The sequence below is a fragment of the Paenibacillus sp. FSL P2-0322 genome, from assembly GCF_037975315.1.
Classification (GTDB): domain Bacteria; phylum Bacillota; class Bacilli; order Paenibacillales; family Paenibacillaceae; genus Paenibacillus; species Paenibacillus polymyxa_B.
Map to the genome: position 1 here is coordinate 3,975,519 of NZ_CP150243.1, position 20,417 is coordinate 3,995,935.

Below are 20,417 nucleotides of genomic sequence, written 5' to 3' on the forward strand. Positions count from 1 at the left end.
GATGCTTAGGCTCGTTTTTATATGCTGCCTGTTATTGTATTATGGGACAGGGGGCTTGTAATTATTCTCCAATATGAACGCCGATGGTTTTACCGTTCACATCCACATGTTCTACCGGTTCGGCTTGACCAAATGTCACAGTAGTAACCAATACGTTCTCACGCAACACAGAATCGAAGCTTTCGATGGCCTGACGCAGCTCGTTATCTACATCCAACGTCAACGCCACATACTTTTCAATCGGCAGATCCAGTTTTTTACGATAATCCTGTACCGCACGAACCACTTCACGTACCCAACCCTCTTGCTCCAGCTCTGGCGTAATGTCTGTGTTCAACGCTACCGTTAAGCCATAACCGGAAGCAGAAGCGAAGCCTTCTTTCGCTTTTTTCTCCACCAGCAGTTCTTCGGCCGTAACTTGCAGCTCTTCACCTTCTGGAGAAGCGACGTTTAACACTCCTTTTTCTACAACAGAACGAGTATCCTCAGCAGACATTCCTTTGAAAAAGTTTTGTAGGAAACCGACATTTTTGCCGTATTTCTTGCCTGCTACTTTCAAATTCAGTTTCAGTGTAAAATCTACAAAGCCGCTATCGTCCGTCTCAACATGAATATGCTTCACGTTAATCTCATCTTTGATGATTTCCTCATAGCCACTCAGTTCAAAGTCCTGATCCATGGACAGAATCAACTCGGACAACGGTTGACGCGTTTTCAAACCCGTTTCGTTGCGGACGTTACGCGCCAATTCAACGACACGGCGTGCCGTTTCCATATCTCGTTCCAGTTCCAAATCGATCAAGGACTCATTGGCAGTCGGATAATCATCCAGATGAACACTTTCCCCGTTGCTTAGGTTGAGGTAAATATCCTCTGCAAGCAGTGGTGTAAACGGCGCAAGCAGTTTGGCAGTCGTTAACAGCACCTCAGTCAGTGTACGGTATGCATCCAGCTTATCTTCTGTAAGACCATTGCCCCAGAATCGGTCGCGTGAACGACGGATATACCAGTTGCTCAGCTCATCAACAAACGATTCAATTGCTTTAGATGAGTTCAGGAAGTCATTTACAGCCAGCGCTTTGTCCACTACCAAAATGAGGCTGTTCAGACGGGACAAAATCCAACGATCCAACTTATGAGCCGATGGTTTGAACGGATGCTGTGCCGGATCAAATCCGTCGATATCCGCATACAAAGTCAGAAAAGCGTGTGTATTTACAAGCGTATCCACCAGCTTCGATTTAGCCTCACCTACAATGCCTTTGGAAAAACGTTTGCTATTCCATGGTGCACTATCAGACAGCAATGCCCAGCGGAAAGCATCTGTACCGTACTCGTCAATCACTTCCCACGGATCAATAACATTACCCTTGGATTTAGACATTTTCTGCCCCTGCTCATCCAGTACATGGCCTGTCGCCATGACAGCTTTATAAGGAGCTTTGCCAGTCAGCATAGTCGAAACCGCAAGCAAGCTATAGAACCAGCCACGAGTCTGGTCAATCCCTTCGCAGATCATATCTGCCGGAAATTGCTGCTCGAACGTTTCATTATTTTCAAAAGGATAATGATGCTGTGCAAACGGCATAGAGCCACTATCGAACCATACGTCGATTACTTCCGGTGTACGAGTCATCTCGTATTTACCGCATTGGCTACGAACCTTAATATCATCTACATATGGTTTGTGCAGCTCGATGTCCGCTGGTACAACGCCAATCGCACGTTCCCTCAATTCAGCAATACTATGTGGAGCGAACTGTTCTCCAGTTTCTTCACAAACCCAGATGTTTAGCGGTGTACCCCAATAGCGATCGCGACTGATGTTCCAATCCACCAGTTCCTCCAAAAACTTGCCAAAACGTCCTTCACGTATATGCCCCGGGTACCATTCGACTTCGCTGTTGTTGGCAATCAGTTGATCCTTGATCGCAGTTGTTTTGATAAACCAGCTGTCCATAGCATAGTACAATAATGGAGTATCGCAGCGCCAGCAGAACGGATAGCTATGCTCGTATTTTTCCTTGCTGTACAGCAAGCCTTTTTCGGACAGCATTTTAACAATATCTACATCACAGTCTTTTACAAAACGGCCTGCAAAATCAGTGATTTCCTCTACATAGTTACCTTGGAGATCCACTACGTTGATGAATTCAACACCATTTTCACGACATACCCGGTAATCATCCTCACCATGCGCTGGAGCCATATGAACGATACCTGTACCACTGGAGTCTGTTACGAACTTCGCACCCAGAATCTGATTACCCTTCTCAACCTGAAAATACGTAAATGGCGGGGTATACGTTTGGCCAACCAGTTCTGAACCGGATAGTGTGCCAATCACTTCATGATCGCCTTTAATTACGTCCTCAACCAGATTTTTAGCAACGATGTATACACCGTCTTCCTGCTTCACACGTGCATATTCCAGTTCAGGGTTGACGGCGAGCGCCACGTGACTCGGCAAGGTCCAAGGTGTTGTGGTCCAAGCCAGTACATATTCACCACTGCTATGCAACTTGAATTTGGCAGTGGCACTCAGATCCTTCACATCTTTGTAGCCCTGCGCTACTTCATGAGAACTTAGCGTCGTCTGACAATCCGGGCAATACGGACTCACACGATGACCACGATACAGCAGATCTTTTTCATGAATTGTCGCCAAAATGTTCCATACGCTCTCGATATAGTTATTATCCAATGTAATGTACGGGTTATCGAGGTCAGTCCAGTATCCGATCGCTTCGGTTAGATCACGCCATTGTTGCTCGTACTCAAACACGCTTGCCTTACATTTTTTAATAAACTTTTCAACGCCATATTCTTCAATTTCAGGTTTGTGGGAGATTCCCAGTTGCTTTTGTACACCCAATTCTACCGGCAAGCCATGCGTGTCCCAGCCTGCCTTACGTACGACGCGGTATCCCTTCATTGTCTGATAGCGACCTACAAAATCCTTAATTACACGGCCCAGCACGTGACCGATATGCGGTTTACCGTTAGCTGTTGGCGGGCCCTCATAAAACACAAAATTGGGCTTTCCTTCACGATTTGTTATGGATTTACGGAATGTGTCCTCTTGTTTCCATTTGCTCAGGATGCGCAGGTCACGGGACCGTGCTTTTTCTTTAACATCCACTCTGTTCATACTGTCATACTCCCTCTCTGCTCATCATTGATTTCCCTAGCATTTCCTAAAAAAAGCAACAAAAAAAGCCCCATCCCTGTAAAGGGACGAGACTGTGCTCGCGTTACCACCCTGATTCCGTAAAAACAGACCATTCTAAAATACAGTCTCATCACGGCTCTCTGAGCCCCACTCAACTACAGCAGGGCGCCATTATAACGCATGGCAAACGGTGATTGCTTACACACGCCATAAAAAATCTTAAGCGCTTCAGCTCACTTCTCCGGGAGGATCTTCGGTCATGTTCTGAACGTTGGCTTGCACCGGAAGGCCAACTCTCTGAGGGACAAATCATGACGTACTCGTTCCCATCAACGAATTAAACATGTTAAATTCATCGAATATTAAATCAGCAACATCGTTGCCTTGAATAACAACCATCAGCCGACGGACGGATAATCATTGAATTCAGTATAGTATTTACAGTTATAGCCTGTTTAAAGATAAAAGTCAACCCTAACAAAGCCTAATAAAAGCTTGTCAGAAATGAAATTAGTAAATTTCTTTCATCTCACGCTCGCGCTCCAGTACTTCGCGTTCCCGGTTTTCAAGGGCTTCCCAGCCGTCTTGGCTTAACAAGTCAAGCTGTGCTTCCACCAGTGTACGAAACCGTGCTCGGTAAATCGATGCCTGCTTCTTCAGTTCTTCAACCTCCAACGCGATCTTGCGGGATTTAGATAATGCTTCGTTCACAATACGGTCCGCATTTTTTTCCGCTTCCTTCACGATCAGTTGGGATTCTTTCTTGGCGTTGTTACGAACTTCATCAGCCGCTTCCTGCGCCACGATAATCGTCTTACTCAGCGTATCCTCAATGGTCGCGAAATGATCGAGCTTCTCCTGTACGTTCAACAACTCGGTGCTCAGTTCTTTATTTTCACGAATAACGCCCTCGTAATCTTTGATCACCTGATCCAAAAATTCATTAACCTGATCCTCATCATAACCGCGAAGCCGGCGGGCAAATTCCTTGTTATGTATATCCAATGGCGTTAATGGCATGCCGTCCACCTCCTATAAGATTGACAAAAAATACATTTTCCGCGTCACGACGCTCACTATCATCTATCGGTCATCATACCCCGTTTTGTGAATACTGTACAGAGCAAAATCGTTCCAGTTCTTCGCTATAGCTTAATTCTTTCGACAGAAAGCTCGTGATTCCTGCCTACAGCTATACAAACTTACCAATTTTGACACGGAATCTTCCCTTTTTTGTCATCCCGTCTGTTTCAAGCACTTTGAAACGCCCAAAACCCTGCATGGAAATAACGTCCCCAGCTTTAAGTGGAGTGGATGGATTCTCCTCCACCTTCCAATTTACCCGGCACCGTCCCGCCCGAATCGGTGTTAATATTTTACTGCGGCTTAGCTTGTATACATCGCTGGCAATACCGTCCAGTCGTAAAGAAGCGACAGTCAGATCTAGCGCCTCTAATGCAACTTCCTTCGTTCGCAGACTCGCTACAGGCAACAGTTCTGTCCATACATGGACACGATGTACCTGCTGCAAATGCATCGTCATAAAATCGACAATCTCTGAAGCTACCAATACATGGCACCCATCATCAAGTACATGAATGTCCCCGATTTTCCCACGTTTGATTCCAAGTCCCAGTAGGGCACCTAGATAATCACCGTGCTCAAGGGTACCTATTTTATGATCGTCAGATGTGATGGAAAGGACCTGAATCCCCATCTCCTCACCGTCCAAATACGAATAATCGGGCGCAATAAGCGCCCGCTTTCGTTCCGAAGCCATGTATCCGCCATCTACCCTAATCGTGACCTTGTCTTCCTTCGAAGCAAGTGTCTCCAATATGTACTGTTGGCGCGGGTCCAAAAAATCAGTCAGCTTCTGCTCATGATAAGCTCCCGCATGACTGATCCATTCGGAAGCGCGATCCACATAATCCCGTTCATCCGGGTGAAAATGCTCATAAATCTCAGTTCGCATAACTCCTCCTAGACGAAATTACCAATCAAAGAAATCAAACCGTATGACGCAAAACGCAGAGCAATCAGCGCAACGATGGGTGAAATATCAATCATCCCGAAGATTGGCGGTATAAACCTGCGAAAAGGAGACAAATACGGCTCCACAAACTTGGCAAGTAAATCACCAATTACACTCTCTCTGGCATTAGGAAGCCATGACAGCAGAACATATGCAATGATCATGTACGAATAAATCTGAAATAGCCAGTAAATTACCTCGATCAAGAAAAGTTCACCTCATTCTGTTAAGTTCTTGTTCAGTGTCAGCCAGTATTTCCGTAATAGAGCCTTGAATCTCAACCGTATCTGGTGTACACAGAAAAATATTGTTCCCGACCTTGGAAATACCACCACCCAGTGCATACACAGTACCACTCAAAAAATCAATAATGCGCAGCGCCTGATCCTTGCGAATTCGTTGCAAATTAACTACGACAGTGCGATGGGAACGGATATGGTCGGCAATTTCCTGTGCTTCATCATAAGAACGCGGCTCATACAGGACAACTTTCACATTTTTCTGTGAATGGATGCTGACAACATTAGTGCTCTTCTGGTTCTTACGTTTATCAAAGCTTGGGGTTTCAATTTCTTGATCTTCCGGCGTATTCATAACCTCTCGCTCTATAACTTCCTCTTCTTCCTGAAGCCCCAGAAAGTTCATGAACTTATTCATTACGCCCAATGGAAATCCTCCTCTCGTCCGACCAGTACGGAACCAAGCCGCAGCCAGGTCGCTCCCTCTTCAACCGCCACTTCAAAATCATTGGACATCCCCATAGACAAGTGAACGATGGGTTCTCTGGTCAAGGCTTGTCCATTTAACCTATCCCGTAATTCACGTAATCCCCGAAACACAGGCCGAGTTTTTTCCGGGTCTTCCTCATGAGGAGCCATCGTCATCAAGCCAATCACGTCCACATGCTCCAACTCGCGAATTTGTTCCAAAAAGGGGACAACCGCCTCAGAGGACAAGCCATATTTGGATATTTCCCCAGAAATATTGACTTGCACAAAAGCTTTAACTCGCAGTCCCAGAGCGGCTGCCTTCTTGTCCAATTCCTGAGCGAGCGATAAGCGGTCAAGCGAATGTATAAATTTAAATTTTCCAATCACATCTTTAACCTTATTCGTTTGGAGATGACCAATAAAATGCCACGTTCCCCGGTCACCCAACTTGCTCCATTTATCCGCAGCATCCTGCCAGCGATTTTCGCCCACATGCTCTAAGTCGCTATCCAATACCGATGTCATTGTCGCCGCCGAAACATATTTCGTGACAGCGATCACATTAACTTCATCACGCGAACGTCCGCTTCGGGCACATGCCGCTTCTACACGGGCATTCACTTCTTTAATTCGTTCCTCCAAAGACACGGGAGGACTCACCTCTCTTCCAGACCAATCCAACTCGCCATTCTTCCTGTGACGCCGCCTTCTTTGCGATATGAAAAAAACAAATCGCTACGGCTACTCGTGCATAAGGTAGTACATTCGATATGGCTCGGCAATATTCCTGCTTTCATCATAATGTGTCGATTGCATTGTTTCAAGTCAAGTAGTGTTTTTCCGTTGGTTAAGGGGAAGTAAACAGAACCTTCCCATTTATCATTACCCGGGCAATCATACTCCAAAACCCGAATTTGGCTCATCACGTGCTCATCCACCTCATAGGATTCAGAACCAATGGAAGGACCAATAGCTGCTAGTATATCAGACGGCTGAGATCCATATTCGTTTTGCATGGTCTGTACCATTTTCAATGCGATTTCCGCAACGGTTCCCTTCCAGCCTGCATGCGCCAACCCAATCACACGGCGCACTGGATCACAAAAATATAATGGTACACAGTCTGCATAAAAGGACGTCAGCAAAATGCCAGGTACATTCGTCAAAAGTCCATCTGTGTCCTGAAAAGCGGATGCACGATCCATAAAGCCTCGCCCGCGATCAGCAGCCTTGACCACGGCAACATGATGACCATGAACCTGTTCACCGCACGTCCACGCTTCAGCAGCAAAGCCAAGCTGCTCAGCAATGAGCCGACGGTTACGAATAACTTGCTCGGGGTCATCCCCTACATGGAACGCACAGTTCAGACTAGCGTAGGGCACCTCACTGACACCGCCATGACGACCTGTAAAACCCGCTGTTAATCCCTGAACCTGCCGCTCCCAAGATTGAATATATAACAACTCCGGTACGGGACGTCCGCCATCTTTCATAAGCGCAGCCCCCGTAGCCTCGGTGTTCACTACAAATGGTTCCATTCATTCTCACCTCTACTGCCCAGTGTACCAAAAAGCCGCCGCCGTGTCTTCACAACACACTAAAATACGTAGATCTGCAAGTTCAGAAGCCCCGTCGGTCACTCCGCTCTTGACGTTCGATATACAACTTTTCCTCCCCTTCACCCGGCGGCTCATGCAATCCTTCCAGTCGTACAAGCACAACATCCGAACCAATTTTCACAATGTTGCGCCACGGAATGACCAACTCGCTTCCGCCTCCAAACCAGCCCATAAAACGACTGCTGCCTGGAACCACAATGGCTTCAATTTTCCCCTGCCGCACGTCAATCTCCAAATCACTGATTTGTCCCAGACGTCTTCCATCTACAATGTTAATGACATCCTTGGTTTGAAACTCGGAAATTTTCATTGCTCTTACTGACGTTTCCGGTGCACTCACACGCATCACATCCTTTATTTCACTATATGAGCGGAAGAGCCCAAAAAATGTCCTGTAAACGCAAAAACGATCCGGTAGGATCGTTTTTATCGCTGAATCATTCAAGCATTCATTTCATTAGGACTTTACATGTTTTTGCATTTGCTGTATAGCCGACTTCTCTAATCTTGAAACCTGGGCTTGAGAGATACCGATTTCGTCGGCAACCTCCATTTGCGTCTTTCCTTCATAAAAACGCATAGACAATATCATCTTTTCACGCTGGCCCAGGCGATGCATCGCTTCCCGCAGAGCGATTTCCTCAATCCATGAGACGTCTTTATTTCTGTCATCACTGATCTGATCCATCACATAGATTGGGTCGCCCCCGTCGTGATATATCGGCTCGAACAGCGAAACCGGATCCTGAATCGCATCCAACGCGAACACAACGTCTTCTTTGGGCACATTCAGTGCCTCTGAAATTTCAAAAATCGTTGGTTCTCGCGAGTTCAGATTCGTCAGACTGTCCCGCACCTGAAGCGCCTTATATGCAATATCCCGTAACGAACGAGATACACGGATCGGATTGTTATCCCGCAAATAACGGCGGATCTCTCCGATAATCATCGGCACCGCATAAGTGGAGAACTTTACGTTTTGCGAAAGGTCAAAATTATCAATCGCCTTCATTAGGCCGATACATCCTACCTGGAACAAATCGTCCACAAACTCTCCCCGATTGTTAAATCGTTGAATCACACTCAGGACGAGTCGGAGATTGCCGTTGACCAATTTTTCTCTGGCTGATCGTTCATTATTTTGCTGAAGTGATGTGAACAACTCGCGCATTTCTGCATTGGTTAATACCGGCAGTTTGGCGGTATCCACACCGCAAATTTCCACTTTATTTCGGGTCATCGTGTCTTACCTCCCAAGGAGCAACATTAATGTACATTATCTCCTGAGGGCATTTTTTTATTCGCCGTTTCCATCGCTTCCGGATATACCCATGCATTATACCATTTTATTAAATTCTTTTCGTAAGCGCTTTATAATTCGCTTTTCCAGACGCGAAATATACGATTGCGAGATACCCAACAGGTCAGCAACATCCTTCTGTGTCTTCTCTTCTCCGTCTTGTAAGCCGAAGCGCAGCTCCATAATCAAACGCTCTCGATCCGTCAACTTATCCAGTGCCTTATGCAATAATTTTCGGTCCACCTGCTCCTCAATATTACGGTAAATGGTATCATTTTCCGTCCCCATCACATCGGAAAGCAATAATTCATTACCGTCCCAATCAATATTCAGAGGCTCATCAAAAGAAACTTCCGTTCTCGTTTTACTATTGCGACGCAAATACATCAAAATCTCATTCTCAATGCATCGAGACGCATATGTCGCAAGTTTGATTTTCTTCTCTGGATCAAAAGTGTTAACCGCTTTGATTAGTCCAATAGCACCAATGGATACGAGATCCTCAATGTTGATTCCCGTATTCTCAAATTTACGGGCAATATATACGACTAACCGCAAATTTCTTTCGATTAGCATCGACCGTACTGCTGCATCTCCAGAAGAAAGTTTCCCCAGCAAATATTCTTCTTCGTCTCTCGTCAGCGGTGGGGGGAGCGCCTCGCTGCCGCCAATATAATAAATTTCTTCACTTTTCAGCCCAAATAAAAATAAAATACGATAATATTGCAATTGCAACGCTAGCCTAATTTTCATCTTCAATTTCATCTGTTCCCACATATCATTCTCCCCCTTTTGAAAATAGTGCAATTCCAGCTGTGCTCCGCCCATTTCACCATTGGATATTTCTCGTCGCCTTCAAACATCATTTTGTGTTTATGCTCGTCATCCTGATTCCGTAAAATGCTCACTAAAATGTGCATCTCGTTTCTGGTTGGTATCAGCACTGCCCTCTTCTTGTGCCGTTACATCCGGGTGGATGATGGCACGATACTTACCCTCTGCTGACAATGTTCCCCCATCCAAGCCAATCAACACTCGATGATGTACAAAATGAGCCCCATTCATCACCACCTCTACTCGGTCTGGTTTGAGGGCGAGCATAAAGGAATGACTGCGGTTAATTCCACGATAGGGGACGAGACGAACACGATCCTGCCAGCTAAACGATTCGTCCCCCAGTTCCATCACCAGTTGGTCAGCATTACCCTCAGAACATTTTCGAAGCCAGGAGGCGGGCAAATACGATTCCCACAAGGCCGCCTCCATGACCATCACCGGGGTTCGGGTCAAAGGATCATAGAGCTGGTTACCTGTATCCAACAAGCCTGTACACTCAATATGATCCTGCCCAATCCACACCTGCACTTGTCCCAGAAACCCACTCATCCTTTCTGTGCGCTGCTTTGAGGACTGCACAATACGAAAGAAAAGCATCACTCCGCCAAATGCGCATAAAATAAACCAGAATGCGATTTTCAGTTCAAAAGACATTCCTCCCGAAGCGGTGTACCAGATACCATTAAACAATTCCCCCGTATTTTGGAGAAAATAATGCATCCCCAAAATGCCACCTGCAGCTACAAAATTGATCATGTAAAAAGCACCCATTGTACGAAGATACTTTTGCATGCTGCCAAATCCAAAAGCCACCAGCAGCATTATGACCGATAATGCCAGTTTGATCAGGAACGTAAATAAAAAGGACAGTTCCGGCACAAACATCATGACCACGTACATTGCGCCGATTCCAGCTGAAGCCATCAACCTCCACCACACCGGACGAATTTTTCTCATCCAGGCGGTGACCATCAGCAGCACAGCATCAATGAACAAATTGGCCAAAAAAATCAAGTCGATATAAACAACCAAGGCTTCACCCGCCCAGCGTTTGCAGGATAGGCTTAAGTATAGTAGTCATGCTGTTCAAAGTCTGTCTAACGGTGGGGACGGTGACCGACTAATTTTGTCGGAAAGAGGAGAAGCGCCTGAACTGCAGGATGCGGAAAACAGAAAGAAGCCCGCATCTCCAAGGAGAATGCGGGCAGTCTGAATTAAAACTAGTTATCGTTATTATTATTGCGCGAACGGTTACGTAAGAATGTAGGAATGTCTAATTGGTCACTGCTTTGAGTGTTACCAAATGGACGCAAGTTAGGAGAGCCTTTTTCCGCCGATTCGGAAGTAGCCGGGTTGGCTGCCGGTTTACGTCCCGGTGCCGGTTGACTTGGCTTGCCTTCAAAGCCAGTGGCAATGACGGTAACCTTGATCTCTTCTTTCAACTCTTCGTCAATGATAGCACCGAAAATCATGTTTACTTCCGGATCGGAAGCCGATGTTACAATTTCAGCTGCCTCATTAACCTCATACAGAGACAGGTTGTTGCCACCAGTGATGTTCATAATCACACCACGAGCACCTTCAATGGATGTCTCCAACAACGGGCTCATGATAGCCTTGCGTGCTGCTTCAGCCGCACGATTTTCACCAGTTGCTTCACCAATCCCCATCAAAGCGGAGCCACGCTCCGTCATGATCGTCTTAACGTCAGCAAAGTCGAGGTTGATTAGACCCGGTACAGCGATCAAATCTGAAATACCTTGTACCGCCTGACGCAGAACATTGTCTGCTTCACGGAATGCTTCCAACATTGGGGTTTTCTTGTCCACAATTTCAAGCAAACGGTCATTCGGGATTACTATCAAAGTGTCTACTTTTTCTTTTAATCCCTCAATACCAAGTTCAGCTTGATTGGAACGCTTACGCCCTTCAAACGTGAATGGTCGGGTTACCACGCCTACAGTCAGCGCGCCGCATTCCTTGGCAATTTCAGCAATGACAGGAGCCGCTCCGGTTCCAGTACCGCCACCCATTCCCGCCGTTACGAATACCATATCCGCACCTTTGAGCGTATTCATAATGAGCTCACGCGATTCTTCAGCCGCTTTTTTACCCACATCCGGGTTAGCGCCGGCACCCAGACCGCGGGTCAGCTTATCCCCAATTTGAAGCTTATGCTCAGACTTCGCTAAATGAAGTGCCTGGGCATCTGTATTGACTGTGATGAACTCCACACCCTGAACACCATTTTCGATCATTCGGTTAACCGCATTGCTGCCGCCGCCTCCGACGCCGATCACTTTAATTTGAGCCAAGCTCTCCATTTCAAAATCAAATTCCAACATACTATTCCATCTCCCCCTCAATGTGCATGGATGGCCCGTCCATGATTGGCATAATTAGCAATGAACGTTATATAAATTCACTGAACATATTTTTTAAGCGTTCAATCAACCCCTGCTTTTGCTCGCCTTCCGCAGCGGGACTACTGCTTTTGGTTCGGTTAGTCGGCTTCTTGGTACTTCCGCCACTGTTGCTAACGCTAGTCGATCTTCCGCGATAGTAACGAATAGCATTATGCAAGATTCCAACTCCGCTCGTGTAACCCGGATCCCTTACACCGATAAAATCAGGTACGGCGATCCTTACGGAAGCGGCCAGTTCGCTTTGTGCCACCTGAAGTACACCAGGCATGGAGACGGTGCCTCCGGTAAGTATATAACCTCCCGGAAGCTCTGTGTAACCCAAGCGCTTAACTTCCGCCTGAATGAGTTGAAAAATTTCCTGCACTCTCGGCTCAATAATAGCAGCCAAATCCTGCTGGTTGAACTCCTTATCCACGTTACTGCCGATACGCGTCACTTTAAAGACGACATCGGCTGCCGCATCATCATACCATGCGCAGCCGTACTTAAGCTTTACTTTTTCGGCTTGATCGGTAAGGGTTCTCAGTCCGTAGGCAATATCATTGGTTACAAATTCTCCACCAATCGGAAGTGTAGATGTGGCAACAATCGTTCCTTCCTGGAAAATGGCAACATTCGTAGAACCTGCACCAATATCCACCAGCACCGAACCCATCACCTTTTCATCCTTCGAAAGAGACAATTGTCCGGCTCCAAGAGGCAGCAAGACCAGATCTTTAATCCTCAAGCCGGCTTTCTCAACGCAGCGCAACAGATTATGTATCGGGGTCTTGCCTCCAGTAACAATCGTAGCCTCTACTTCGAGACGAACTCCAATCATACCGCGAGGGTCCTGAATGCCTTCAAGGCCATCCACGACATACTGCTTGGCTACCACGTCAATAATTTCTCTCTCCGGTGGTACAGCAATAACCTCAGCTGCCTTCAGTACACGCTCAATGTCCTCCTCACCGATTTCACGGTCCTCGTTGGACACGGCTACTACGCCATGACTATTTTGCAGGCCAATATGATTGCCTGAAATCCCCACATACACTTCTGTTATTTGAATACCAACCATGCGTTCTGCGTGATCCACGGCGTTACGGATTGATTGCACGGTTTGATCAATGTCTACAATTGCACCTTTGCGAATCCCTTCCGAGTCGGCAGATCCAACTCCAATAATATTAAAGGTTCCATTATTCATTTCCCCAATAATAGCCCGAACTTTGGATGTACCGATGTCCAAACTAACAATGATGTCATTGTTGCTCAAGTCTGTGGCACCTCCTGACTCCAAAATGAATTTCGTTCTTTAAACACACTCTGTACATATTCAACAAACTCCATGCTTTCCCTCTTTTTTCTACAAATTTTTTAGAAGCCAATTTATGGTTGCAGTCACATAAAAATTTGAAGAAAAAAGAAGGAGGCAAGTCTATTACCCATAAAATCAATTCTAGCATTTTTTCACATCACTGAGTAGTATCTTTTTCTTGGCCCTCTTCACTCGTATCCGGTTTGAACGGAACGTAGGAATCCGCCTCCAACATGGTGATCAAACCTGGATCTTCTGTTTCTAGCACCTGGTTCAAATAGCTGATTTTAGAATTCAGTAGAGAAACGGTTGTAATAACCTCAAACTGGGAACGTGTGTACATTTTGATGCGGTCCGGAAAAGAAGGAATCGGCGCGGGAATAATTTCTGAAATATCGGCTGTCCATTCCCCCGGAATGCGTGATAAAGCATCACACAGCTTCGCTTTGTACGGATCATCAGATTTCCATTTGGTCAAAATAGGCTTCTCAACGGCTATTCCGCTACTCCCCACGCCCACGCTTGTCCCGTTCGCTAGAATAGCACGAAGGCTCCCGTCACTCTGCAACTCGTAAGCGACCGTAGCAAACTCTTTAATGTGAATAGCAATAATCCCCGGAAACTGCTTGTCCACTGTGACTTGCTGTATCGATTGAATTTCCCGCAGTTTCTCAGAGATGTCGGATGAACTGACTCCGAAATACTGATCTCCAACAGCCAGACCGCTTCGATTAAGAAGCTGATCTCGGGTCGAAAATACATTACCATCAAAACGAATTTCAGAAACCCGACTCAACGAAGAACGGAAAAAGAGAACAGCAAGCAGTACGATAAACAACAAAATGAGAAGAATAGCAATCTTCCGGCTTGTACTTTTTTTCGTTCTGTTCTTTTTAAGAACAGGTATTTGAGCATTTGGCATAGCTTCTCTCCACAAAAGCCTTTTGTCCCCCCGTTAACGGAGGGACATTACAGGCATTAATTTACGAAATCCAGCTGCTCCGGCACCGGAGACTGACGGCTCATTCGGGCACCCAGTCCCTGGAAAAGACGTTCGATTCGGTCATACCCTCTGTCAATATGATGAACCTGCTCGACAATGGTACATCCTTGAGCCGCTAGACCCGCTATGACCAGCGCAGCCCCTGCCCGCAGATCGGTAGCCTCTACCGTAGCCCCGTACAGACGAGAAACTCCTCTTATAAAAGCAGCATTTGCATCAACCGTAATATCAGCACCCATTACATTTAGTTCATCTACATGTTTGAATCGGCTTTCGAAGACGGTCTCTTTCATGACACTGAATCCGTCCGCCAAGGAAAGCAGAACCATGACCTGTGATTGCAAATCCGTCGGAAAAGACGGGTAAGGGGAGGTAACGATCCTTTCCACTGCTTTGGGACGACTCATACAACTTACGGTCATTATATCATTCAAGATGCCGATTTGAACACCAGCCCGCCTGAGGACATGAATCAGAGCAGACAAGTGGGATGGATTGCAGTGGGTCAGCGACACACTTCCTCGTGTAGCTGCAGCTGCGATCATAACCGTTCCAGCTACTATGCGGTCAGGAATGACCTCATACGTACACGGATTGAGGCGACTGACCCCCGTAATTGTAATCGTGTCGGTTCCAGCACCGATAATGCGGGCTCCCATGGCATTCAAGAAGTTTTGTAGATCCTGAATTTCCGGTTCCCTCGCTGCATTGGTGATCGTTGTTCGTCCTTCAGCCAACGCAGCAGCCATCATAATATTTTCCGTTGCACCTACACTCGGGAAATCCATGTGGATGTCCGAGCCGATTAGCTTGTGGGCTCGAAATGTAATTTGCTCGTCTTTTTCCTCTATCTCTGCGCCAAGAGCTTTTAAGCCCTCTAGGTGAAGATCAATTTTGCGCTCGCCTATGGCGCAGCCTCCGGGCTGGTAAATGGAAACTTCTCCATATCTGGCGAGCAGCGGTCCCATCAGAAAGATAGATGAGCGCATTTGCTTCATCAAATCTTCTGGAATTTGGAACGTTCGGACGGACGACGTATCCACGTATACCGTTTCCTCTTCATGTCGGCATGTACAGCCGAGTCTTTCAAGGATGTGCAGCATGACCTTAATGTCTAAAAGATGGGGCACATTCCGAATTTCTACCTTACCTTGTGCTAGTAAGCTCGCTGCAAGAATAGGTAGTGCCGCATTTTTTGCCCCATGGATACGTATGGTGCCTGACAGGGGACGGCCTCCCTCAATCACCAATTTGTCCAATGTATCACCTCCGAGTTTACCGCTCACCCACTACGAAAACCTCCGGAACTAGCTTGATGCCGGTTTGAGATGATATTGTACTTTGAATATGCTTCATTAGGGTAAGCACGTCCTCTGCTGTCGCTTGACCGGTATTTACAATGAAATTGGCATGCTGTACAGATACCTCTGCGCCTCCCGCCTTCAAGCCCTTGAGACCTGCGCTCTCAATAAGACGAGCAGCATAGTCTCCTGGAGGATTACGGAATACGCTTCCTGCACAAGCTAACTGTAACGGCTGGGTCAGCCGGCGGCGGTCTTTAAAAGCCGCAAGTGCTGCTGAAATTTCCTCGCGGTCGCCCCGCTTCATCCGAAACACTGCCTCTGTCACCATTCCACGTTGCTCATGCAACACGGAGTGACGATAGCTGAAATGCATATTCTCGGCATCGTACACAACCAATTCCCCTGTATCCAGCACAATCTCAGCGGACTGGAATATTTGTGACACATCAGACCCATGGGCACCGGCGTTCATGTAGACAGCCCCACCGACTGATCCTGGGATACCACCAGCAAATTCAAGGCCGGACAGGCCCTGCTTGCTGGCCATAACGCACAGTTTGACCAGTGAAACGCCTCCTCCAGCAACGATCTGTTCATCTTCAAAATGAACATAATCAAATCCTGGCCCCAGCTTGATCACAAGTCCCCGTATCCCTTTGTCAGAGACGAGCATGTTGGAGCCCCGACCCAACTGCATCCAGGGAATTCCGTGCTCGCTAGCCAGCTTCAATACTCTTGCCAGCTGCTCTTTGGTATCCGGGATGACAAGTGCATCCGCAGGGCCTCCAATCCTCCATGTCGTATATTTGGACAGCGGCTCATGCTCCAGCACTTTTCCGATATCATGCTCCGCTAATAATGGCATCCATTGCTGCATTGTACTGAAACCTCCTTGTTGCTTGCCCCGCATGGTTATAAGGCTCTCACCTGACAACCGGCAGCCTGAGTGATGGTCACAATCTATAGGGTATCCTATGTAAATACCATCCGGTGTGTGACAACCGCCCAATTCTGCGCTGCAGACTACCTTTTATGGGCAAGACGTTCCATTTCTTTTACTAAAATATCTGCTGAGTCAGGCTTGCCAAGCGCAGACGCCGACTCTGCCATACGACTCCGCCATGCCTCATCCTTCATAATTCCCGCTATAGATTGAAACAGGGCCGGGCCACTCAGTTCCTTTTCTACAATCATGACGGATGCGCCTGCCTTTTCAAGTGTACGAGCATTAGCCTCCTGATGGTTATTCGTCACATTAGGTGATGGGATCAGAATGGACGGAATGCCCAACGATGTGATCTCTGCCAAGAAGGACGCACCTGCGCGATTAACAATTAATGAGGTACAAGCCAGCACCTCTGGCATATTGTGAATATAGGGAAGCACGTGTAGATGATTGGGCAATGAGCCGATCTGATTCCGTATGCTATCCAGCGTTTGCTCATAATAAGATTCACCGGTTACATATACAAAATGGACGTCTTTCAGTTGCGAAAGTTGCGGAGCCATTGCAATCATGGCGTCATTAATGGCCTTCGCTCCCCTGCTGCCACCGACCACAAGGACGACCGAGCTGTTCATCGGTACCCCAATAGTAGCAAATCCCCGATCCCGGTTAGCCAAACGAACTGTTGTAGCACGCGGGTTCCCGGTGTACAGTACATTTTTAGCTTTGGGGAAAGCTCCTTCTGAGCCTTCAAAGCTAACAGCCACTGTATCCACATAGCGACTCAGAAATGTATTAGTCAGCCCTGGAATTGCATTTTGCTCATGAATAATGCTGGGAATTCCCAACTTGGAAGCTGCATAAACGACGGGGCCGCATACATATCCCCCGGTGCCAATAACGACATCTGGCTTAAATTTCTTTAATAATGCTTTGGATCTGCGAACCCCTTTGAAAAAGCGCATGATCGTTTTTATATTTTCCACAGACAAGCTGCGACGAAATCCTGTGATATCAATAGCCTCAAATGGAATTTTTTCCTGAGGAACCAACTTGCTTTCGAGTCCTCGTTGACCGCCAATGTATAAAAATTCAGCGTCCGAATCAATCTCTTCGCACTGTCTGGCTACGGCCAGCGCCGGATAAATATGCCCTCCGGTGCCGCCGCCGCTCAACACGACGCGCATAAACGTTCACCTCGCATAACGTGATAAATTTAGTAAAATGCCCAGAGCAGTTAGCATTAAGGTCAGAGAAGAACCTCCATAGCTGATTAAGGGCAGTGTTATTCCTGTCACCGGCATTAAACCGATAACGACCCCAATATTAATGACGACCTGTACGGCGACCATTGCGACAATACCCACCGCAAGCAAACTACCATAGGTATCCGGAATGGTTATAGCGACACGCATTCCTCTCCACACGAGAACCAAAAAGAGCCCCAGCACCGCCATTCCACCGATAAAGCCAAGCTCCTCCGCCAAAATGGAAAAAATAAAATCAGTCTGCGGCTCAGGAACGTAGCTATATTTTTGTCGACTCATGCCAAGCCCCAAGCCCGCTAGGCCGCCAGGACCAATCGCATATAGCGATTGAATAATTTGATAACCTGCGCCAAGCGGATCGGACCAAGGGTCCAGAAAAGCGGTGATGCGCTGGAGCCGATAAGGTGCAGCTGCAATCAGTGCAGCAAACCCTGCTGCTCCCGACAAAGCCAGCAGACCGAGATGCTTCATACGCGCGCCTGCCGTAAATACGATGAGCATGGACGCTCCCATCATTACCGTGCCAGTGCCCAAATCTGGCTGGAGCATAATAAGCCCAAAAGCCAGTCCCATGAGTCCAAGCGGGGGCAACAGGCCGCGCGTAAAAGAGCTAATATCATAGTCAGGACGACTGAGCCAACGAGCGAGAAAAAGAATCATACCCAGCTTCATAAACTCGGAAGGCTGAATGCCGAAAGAGCTAATACCGAGCCAGCTTCGTGCCCCGCCTCTTACTACACCAATGCCGGGAATTAATACGGCAACCAGCAACGCAAGACAGATCAACAACACAACCTTGGCATATTTCTGCCAGATCCGGTAGTCCGTTCTGGCAGTAAAGTACATCGCTACAAGACCGAGCCCTGCAAACAGCAATTGCCGCTTTACAAAATAGTAGGAGTCCCCGTACTCGTGAAAAGCGAGGACGGCGCCCGCACTGTATACCATAACCATGCCGATGGCTAATAAGCTTACAATACAAACGAAAAGCCATAGATCCGGCGCTGGACGAGATTGCTTCATCAGGAGGCCACCCCTTGCATAAAAGTAGGGGCTTATCCAACCCCCCTACTTACAATTTATGCGCCGCCTCTTTAAAAATACGTCCACGCTCTTCATAGGATCGGAACATATCCCAGCTTGCACAGGCGGGTGAGAGTAATACTACATCTCCCGTCTCAGCAAATTCAGCAGCCTTGTTCACAGCCTCCACGAGCGTAGCGGCGGCATCCTCCCCATTATCGACGACCTTGACATGCTCTATTCCGGCCTGCTGGGCGCGCTCAGCCAACTTATGCCGTGTCTCACCCAAGAGCACAACGGCTTTCACACCTTCCTGCAATGAAGGTACGAGCTCTGTATAATCAGAACCGCGATCCAATCCTCCGGCAATGAGTACAATGGGTTGCTTAAAGGAAGATAAGGCCATCATTGTTGCTTTCGAATTGGTTGCTTTGGAATTATTGTAATAAGCTACACCAGCGTGTTCTAAAACATATTCAAGCCGATGTTCGACGCCGCGAAAAGTACTTAATGGTTCCGCCAAATTCGCTGGTTCTGCGCCTGCAGCAATGGCGATTGCGCAAGCAGCAAGAGCATTTTCTACGTTAAAACGACCCGGAAGTCCAATCTCAGCTACGCCTATAATGGGATGCAGCACACCATTTCCATCGCGGTATACGATGCTACGTTCAATATCGTCCGTCACATCCGGTATGTATGGCGGGTCAGCGAACAACCCTTCCTGCAAACGTTCTGTCATAGAGAACGGAAGCAGCTTCGCTTTTATATAGGGTACGAGCTCCCGGCAGACGGGGTCATCCCAGTTCACCACCGCAGTATCCGCCGCCGTTTGATTGGCAAATAGACGCGCCTTGGATGCAACGTAGTCCTCCATGCCTCCGTGGTAGTCCAAATGGGTCTCAGCTACATTGAGCAGGCAGGCCACAGCGGGCTTGAAATCCTTTGTTCCTTTTAACTGAAAGCTGCTCAGCTCCACAACCATCCACTCGTCCGACTTGGCGTCCACAGCCGCCTCACATAAGGGCGTACCGATATTACCAGCCACGATTGGATTCATGCCGGATGCCTCCAACAGCTTGCCTACCCAAGTGGTCGTGGTCGTCTTTCCGTTGGAGCCAGTAATTCCGATGATCGGAGCTTTACATAGATGGTAGGCGACCTCAACCTCGGTCACGACCTCAATGCCGAGCTCGACAGCTTTCTGTACGGGAGGAGCCGTATAAGGAATCCCTGGATTTTTGACAACCAGCTTCACTCCAGGATGAATTAGCCCCTCTGGGTGACCCCCGCATAAAACGGAAATTCCCAAAGCCTCTAATTCAGAAGCTTCGGGACATTGTTCCCTATCTTTTTTATCATTGACTGTCAGCTTGGCTCCGGCCTGGTGCAGCACCTTGGCAACTTGCACGCCGCTTTTGGCCAGCCCGATAATGACGACTTCCTGATCTCTGTATGCGTCTGGATGGTTCAT

19 protein-coding genes and 1 other annotated feature are annotated in these 20,417 nt (G+C 47.4%); all 19 genes read right to left on the reverse strand.

Annotation, left to right across the window (positions count from 1 at the left end; all coding sequences use genetic code 11):
• Window positions 1-61: 61 nt before the first annotated feature.
• The 19 genes from ileS to murD all read right to left on the reverse strand — a co-directional run bounded on the left by ileS (window position 62) and on the right by murD (window position 20,417).
• Window positions 62-3,151 carry an isoleucine--tRNA ligase gene (gene ileS / locus MKY24_RS17470; RefSeq protein ID WP_053325764.1) on the reverse strand — a complete coding sequence of 1,030 codons (3,090 nt, stop codon included), beginning with the start codon at window positions 3,149-3,151 and terminating at the stop codon, window positions 62-64.
• 79 nt (window positions 3,152-3,230) lie between these two features.
• Window positions 3,231-3,514 (reverse strand) — a binding site (T-box leader).
• 168 nt (window positions 3,515-3,682) lie between these two features.
• Complete coding sequence (locus MKY24_RS17475) at window positions 3,683-4,192, reverse strand: DivIVA domain-containing protein (protein ID WP_023989434.1); 510 nt, start codon at window positions 4,190-4,192, stop codon at window positions 3,683-3,685.
• A 172-nt stretch (window positions 4,193-4,364) separates the two neighbouring features.
• Entirely contained in the window at window positions 4,365-5,147 is a 783-nt protein-coding gene (locus MKY24_RS17480; protein ID WP_028540488.1) for a YlmH/Sll1252 family protein, read from the reverse strand.
• Between the two features lie 8 nt (window positions 5,148-5,155).
• A complete protein-coding gene (locus tag MKY24_RS17485; RefSeq protein ID WP_023989436.1) occupies window positions 5,156-5,413 on the reverse strand; it encodes a YggT family protein in 258 nt (85 codons plus the stop codon).
• A gap of 7 nt (window positions 5,414-5,420) precedes the next feature.
• Window positions 5,421-5,873: a cell division protein SepF gene (locus MKY24_RS17490; protein WP_023989437.1), complete on the reverse strand. Its 453-nt coding sequence runs from the start codon at window positions 5,871-5,873 to the stop codon at window positions 5,421-5,423.
• Entirely contained in the window at window positions 5,864-6,565 is a 702-nt protein-coding gene (locus MKY24_RS17495; RefSeq protein WP_025718637.1) for a YggS family pyridoxal phosphate-dependent enzyme, read from the reverse strand. The genes MKY24_RS17490 and MKY24_RS17495 overlap by 10 nt, the downstream gene beginning before the upstream one ends.
• A gap of 8 nt (window positions 6,566-6,573) precedes the next feature.
• Complete coding sequence (pgeF, locus tag MKY24_RS17500) at window positions 6,574-7,458, reverse strand: peptidoglycan editing factor PgeF (RefSeq protein ID WP_339200516.1); 885 nt, start codon at window positions 7,456-7,458, stop codon at window positions 6,574-6,576.
• A gap of 82 nt (window positions 7,459-7,540) precedes the next feature.
• Entirely contained in the window at window positions 7,541-7,885 is a 345-nt protein-coding gene (locus MKY24_RS17505) for a YlmC/YmxH family sporulation protein (protein ID WP_023989440.1), read from the reverse strand.
• A 111-nt stretch (window positions 7,886-7,996) separates the two neighbouring features.
• On the reverse strand, window positions 7,997-8,779 hold the full coding sequence (gene sigG / locus MKY24_RS17510; RefSeq protein WP_007431182.1) for an RNA polymerase sporulation sigma factor SigG: 783 nt from the start codon (window positions 8,777-8,779) through the stop codon (window positions 7,997-7,999).
• Between the two features lie 96 nt (window positions 8,780-8,875).
• The gene (sigE, locus tag MKY24_RS17515; RefSeq protein WP_175405300.1) at window positions 8,876-9,616 is read right to left on the reverse strand and encodes an RNA polymerase sporulation sigma factor SigE; all 741 of its coding nucleotides are present in this window, start codon (window positions 9,614-9,616) and stop codon (window positions 8,876-8,878) included.
• 105 nt (window positions 9,617-9,721) lie between these two features.
• Window positions 9,722-10,708 carry a sigma-E processing peptidase SpoIIGA gene (gene spoIIGA / locus MKY24_RS17520; protein WP_023989442.1) on the reverse strand — a complete coding sequence of 329 codons (987 nt, stop codon included), beginning with the start codon at window positions 10,706-10,708 and terminating at the stop codon, window positions 9,722-9,724.
• A 188-nt stretch (window positions 10,709-10,896) separates the two neighbouring features.
• Window positions 10,897-12,021, reverse strand: coding sequence for a cell division protein FtsZ (gene ftsZ / locus MKY24_RS17525; protein ID WP_013311084.1), 1,125 nt, complete (start codon window positions 12,019-12,021; stop codon window positions 10,897-10,899).
• 67 nt (window positions 12,022-12,088) lie between these two features.
• Window positions 12,089-13,360, reverse strand: a complete 1,272-nt coding sequence (gene ftsA, locus MKY24_RS17530; RefSeq protein WP_013311085.1) for a cell division protein FtsA — start codon at window positions 13,358-13,360, stop codon at window positions 12,089-12,091.
• Between the two features lie 199 nt (window positions 13,361-13,559).
• Window positions 13,560-14,324 (reverse strand): FtsQ-type POTRA domain-containing protein, encoded by a 765-nt coding sequence (locus tag MKY24_RS17535; RefSeq protein WP_023989444.1) that lies wholly within the window; start codon window positions 14,322-14,324, stop codon window positions 13,560-13,562.
• Between the two features lie 56 nt (window positions 14,325-14,380).
• Window positions 14,381-15,691: a UDP-N-acetylglucosamine 1-carboxyvinyltransferase gene (gene murA, locus MKY24_RS17540; RefSeq protein ID WP_176716858.1), complete on the reverse strand. Its 1,311-nt coding sequence runs from the start codon at window positions 15,689-15,691 to the stop codon at window positions 14,381-14,383.
• Window positions 15,681-16,586 carry a UDP-N-acetylmuramate dehydrogenase gene (gene murB, locus MKY24_RS17545; RefSeq protein ID WP_023989446.1) on the reverse strand — a complete coding sequence of 302 codons (906 nt, stop codon included), beginning with the start codon at window positions 16,584-16,586 and terminating at the stop codon, window positions 15,681-15,683. The genes murA and murB overlap by 11 nt, the downstream gene beginning before the upstream one ends.
• 146 nt (window positions 16,587-16,732) lie before the next feature.
• Window positions 16,733-17,842: an undecaprenyldiphospho-muramoylpentapeptide beta-N-acetylglucosaminyltransferase gene (gene murG / locus MKY24_RS17550; RefSeq protein WP_028540482.1), complete on the reverse strand. Its 1,110-nt coding sequence runs from the start codon at window positions 17,840-17,842 to the stop codon at window positions 16,733-16,735.
• Between the two features lie 6 nt (window positions 17,843-17,848).
• The gene (gene spoVE, locus MKY24_RS17555) at window positions 17,849-18,946 is read right to left on the reverse strand and encodes a stage V sporulation protein E (RefSeq protein WP_023989448.1); all 1,098 of its coding nucleotides are present in this window, start codon (window positions 18,944-18,946) and stop codon (window positions 17,849-17,851) included.
• A 49-nt stretch (window positions 18,947-18,995) separates the two neighbouring features.
• Window positions 18,996-20,417 carry a UDP-N-acetylmuramoyl-L-alanine--D-glutamate ligase gene (murD, locus tag MKY24_RS17560; protein ID WP_028540480.1) on the reverse strand — a complete coding sequence of 474 codons (1,422 nt, stop codon included), beginning with the start codon at window positions 20,415-20,417 and terminating at the stop codon, window positions 18,996-18,998.

What these genes read in the sequence shown, in the direction of transcription:
- ileS (WP_053325764.1), bottom strand. Translation starts at nt 3,151, where the DNA reads ATGAACAGAGTGGATGTTAAAGAAAAAGCACGGTCCCGTGACCTGCGC.
- MKY24_RS17475 (WP_023989434.1), bottom strand. Translation starts at nt 4,192, where the DNA reads ATGCCATTAACGCCATTGGATATACATAACAAGGAATTTGCCCGCCGG.
- MKY24_RS17480 (WP_028540488.1), bottom strand. Translation starts at nt 5,147, where the DNA reads ATGCGAACTGAGATTTATGAGCATTTTCACCCGGATGAACGGGATTAT.
- pgeF (WP_339200516.1), bottom strand. Translation starts at nt 7,458, where the DNA reads ATGGAACCATTTGTAGTGAACACCGAGGCTACGGGGGCTGCGCTTATG.
- MKY24_RS17505 (WP_023989440.1), bottom strand. Translation starts at nt 7,885, where the DNA reads ATGCGTGTGAGTGCACCGGAAACGTCAGTAAGAGCAATGAAAATTTCC.
- sigG (WP_007431182.1), bottom strand. Translation starts at nt 8,779, where the DNA reads ATGACCCGAAATAAAGTGGAAATTTGCGGTGTGGATACCGCCAAACTG.
- sigE (WP_175405300.1), bottom strand. Translation starts at nt 9,616, where the DNA reads ATGTGGGAACAGATGAAATTGAAGATGAAAATTAGGCTAGCGTTGCAA.
- ftsZ (WP_013311084.1), bottom strand. Translation starts at nt 12,021, where the DNA reads ATGTTGGAATTTGATTTTGAAATGGAGAGCTTGGCTCAAATTAAAGTG.
- MKY24_RS17535 (WP_023989444.1), bottom strand. Translation starts at nt 14,324, where the DNA reads ATGCCAAATGCTCAAATACCTGTTCTTAAAAAGAACAGAACGAAAAAA.
- murB (WP_023989446.1), bottom strand. Translation starts at nt 16,586, where the DNA reads ATGCAGCAATGGATGCCATTATTAGCGGAGCATGATATCGGAAAAGTG.
- murG (WP_028540482.1), bottom strand. Translation starts at nt 17,842, where the DNA reads ATGCGCGTCGTGTTGAGCGGCGGCGGCACCGGAGGGCATATTTATCCG.
- spoVE (WP_023989448.1), bottom strand. Translation starts at nt 18,946, where the DNA reads ATGAAGCAATCTCGTCCAGCGCCGGATCTATGGCTTTTCGTTTGTATT.
- murD (WP_028540480.1), bottom strand. Translation starts at nt 20,417, where the DNA reads ATGAACCATCCAGACGCATACAGAGATCAGGAAGTCGTCATTATCGGG.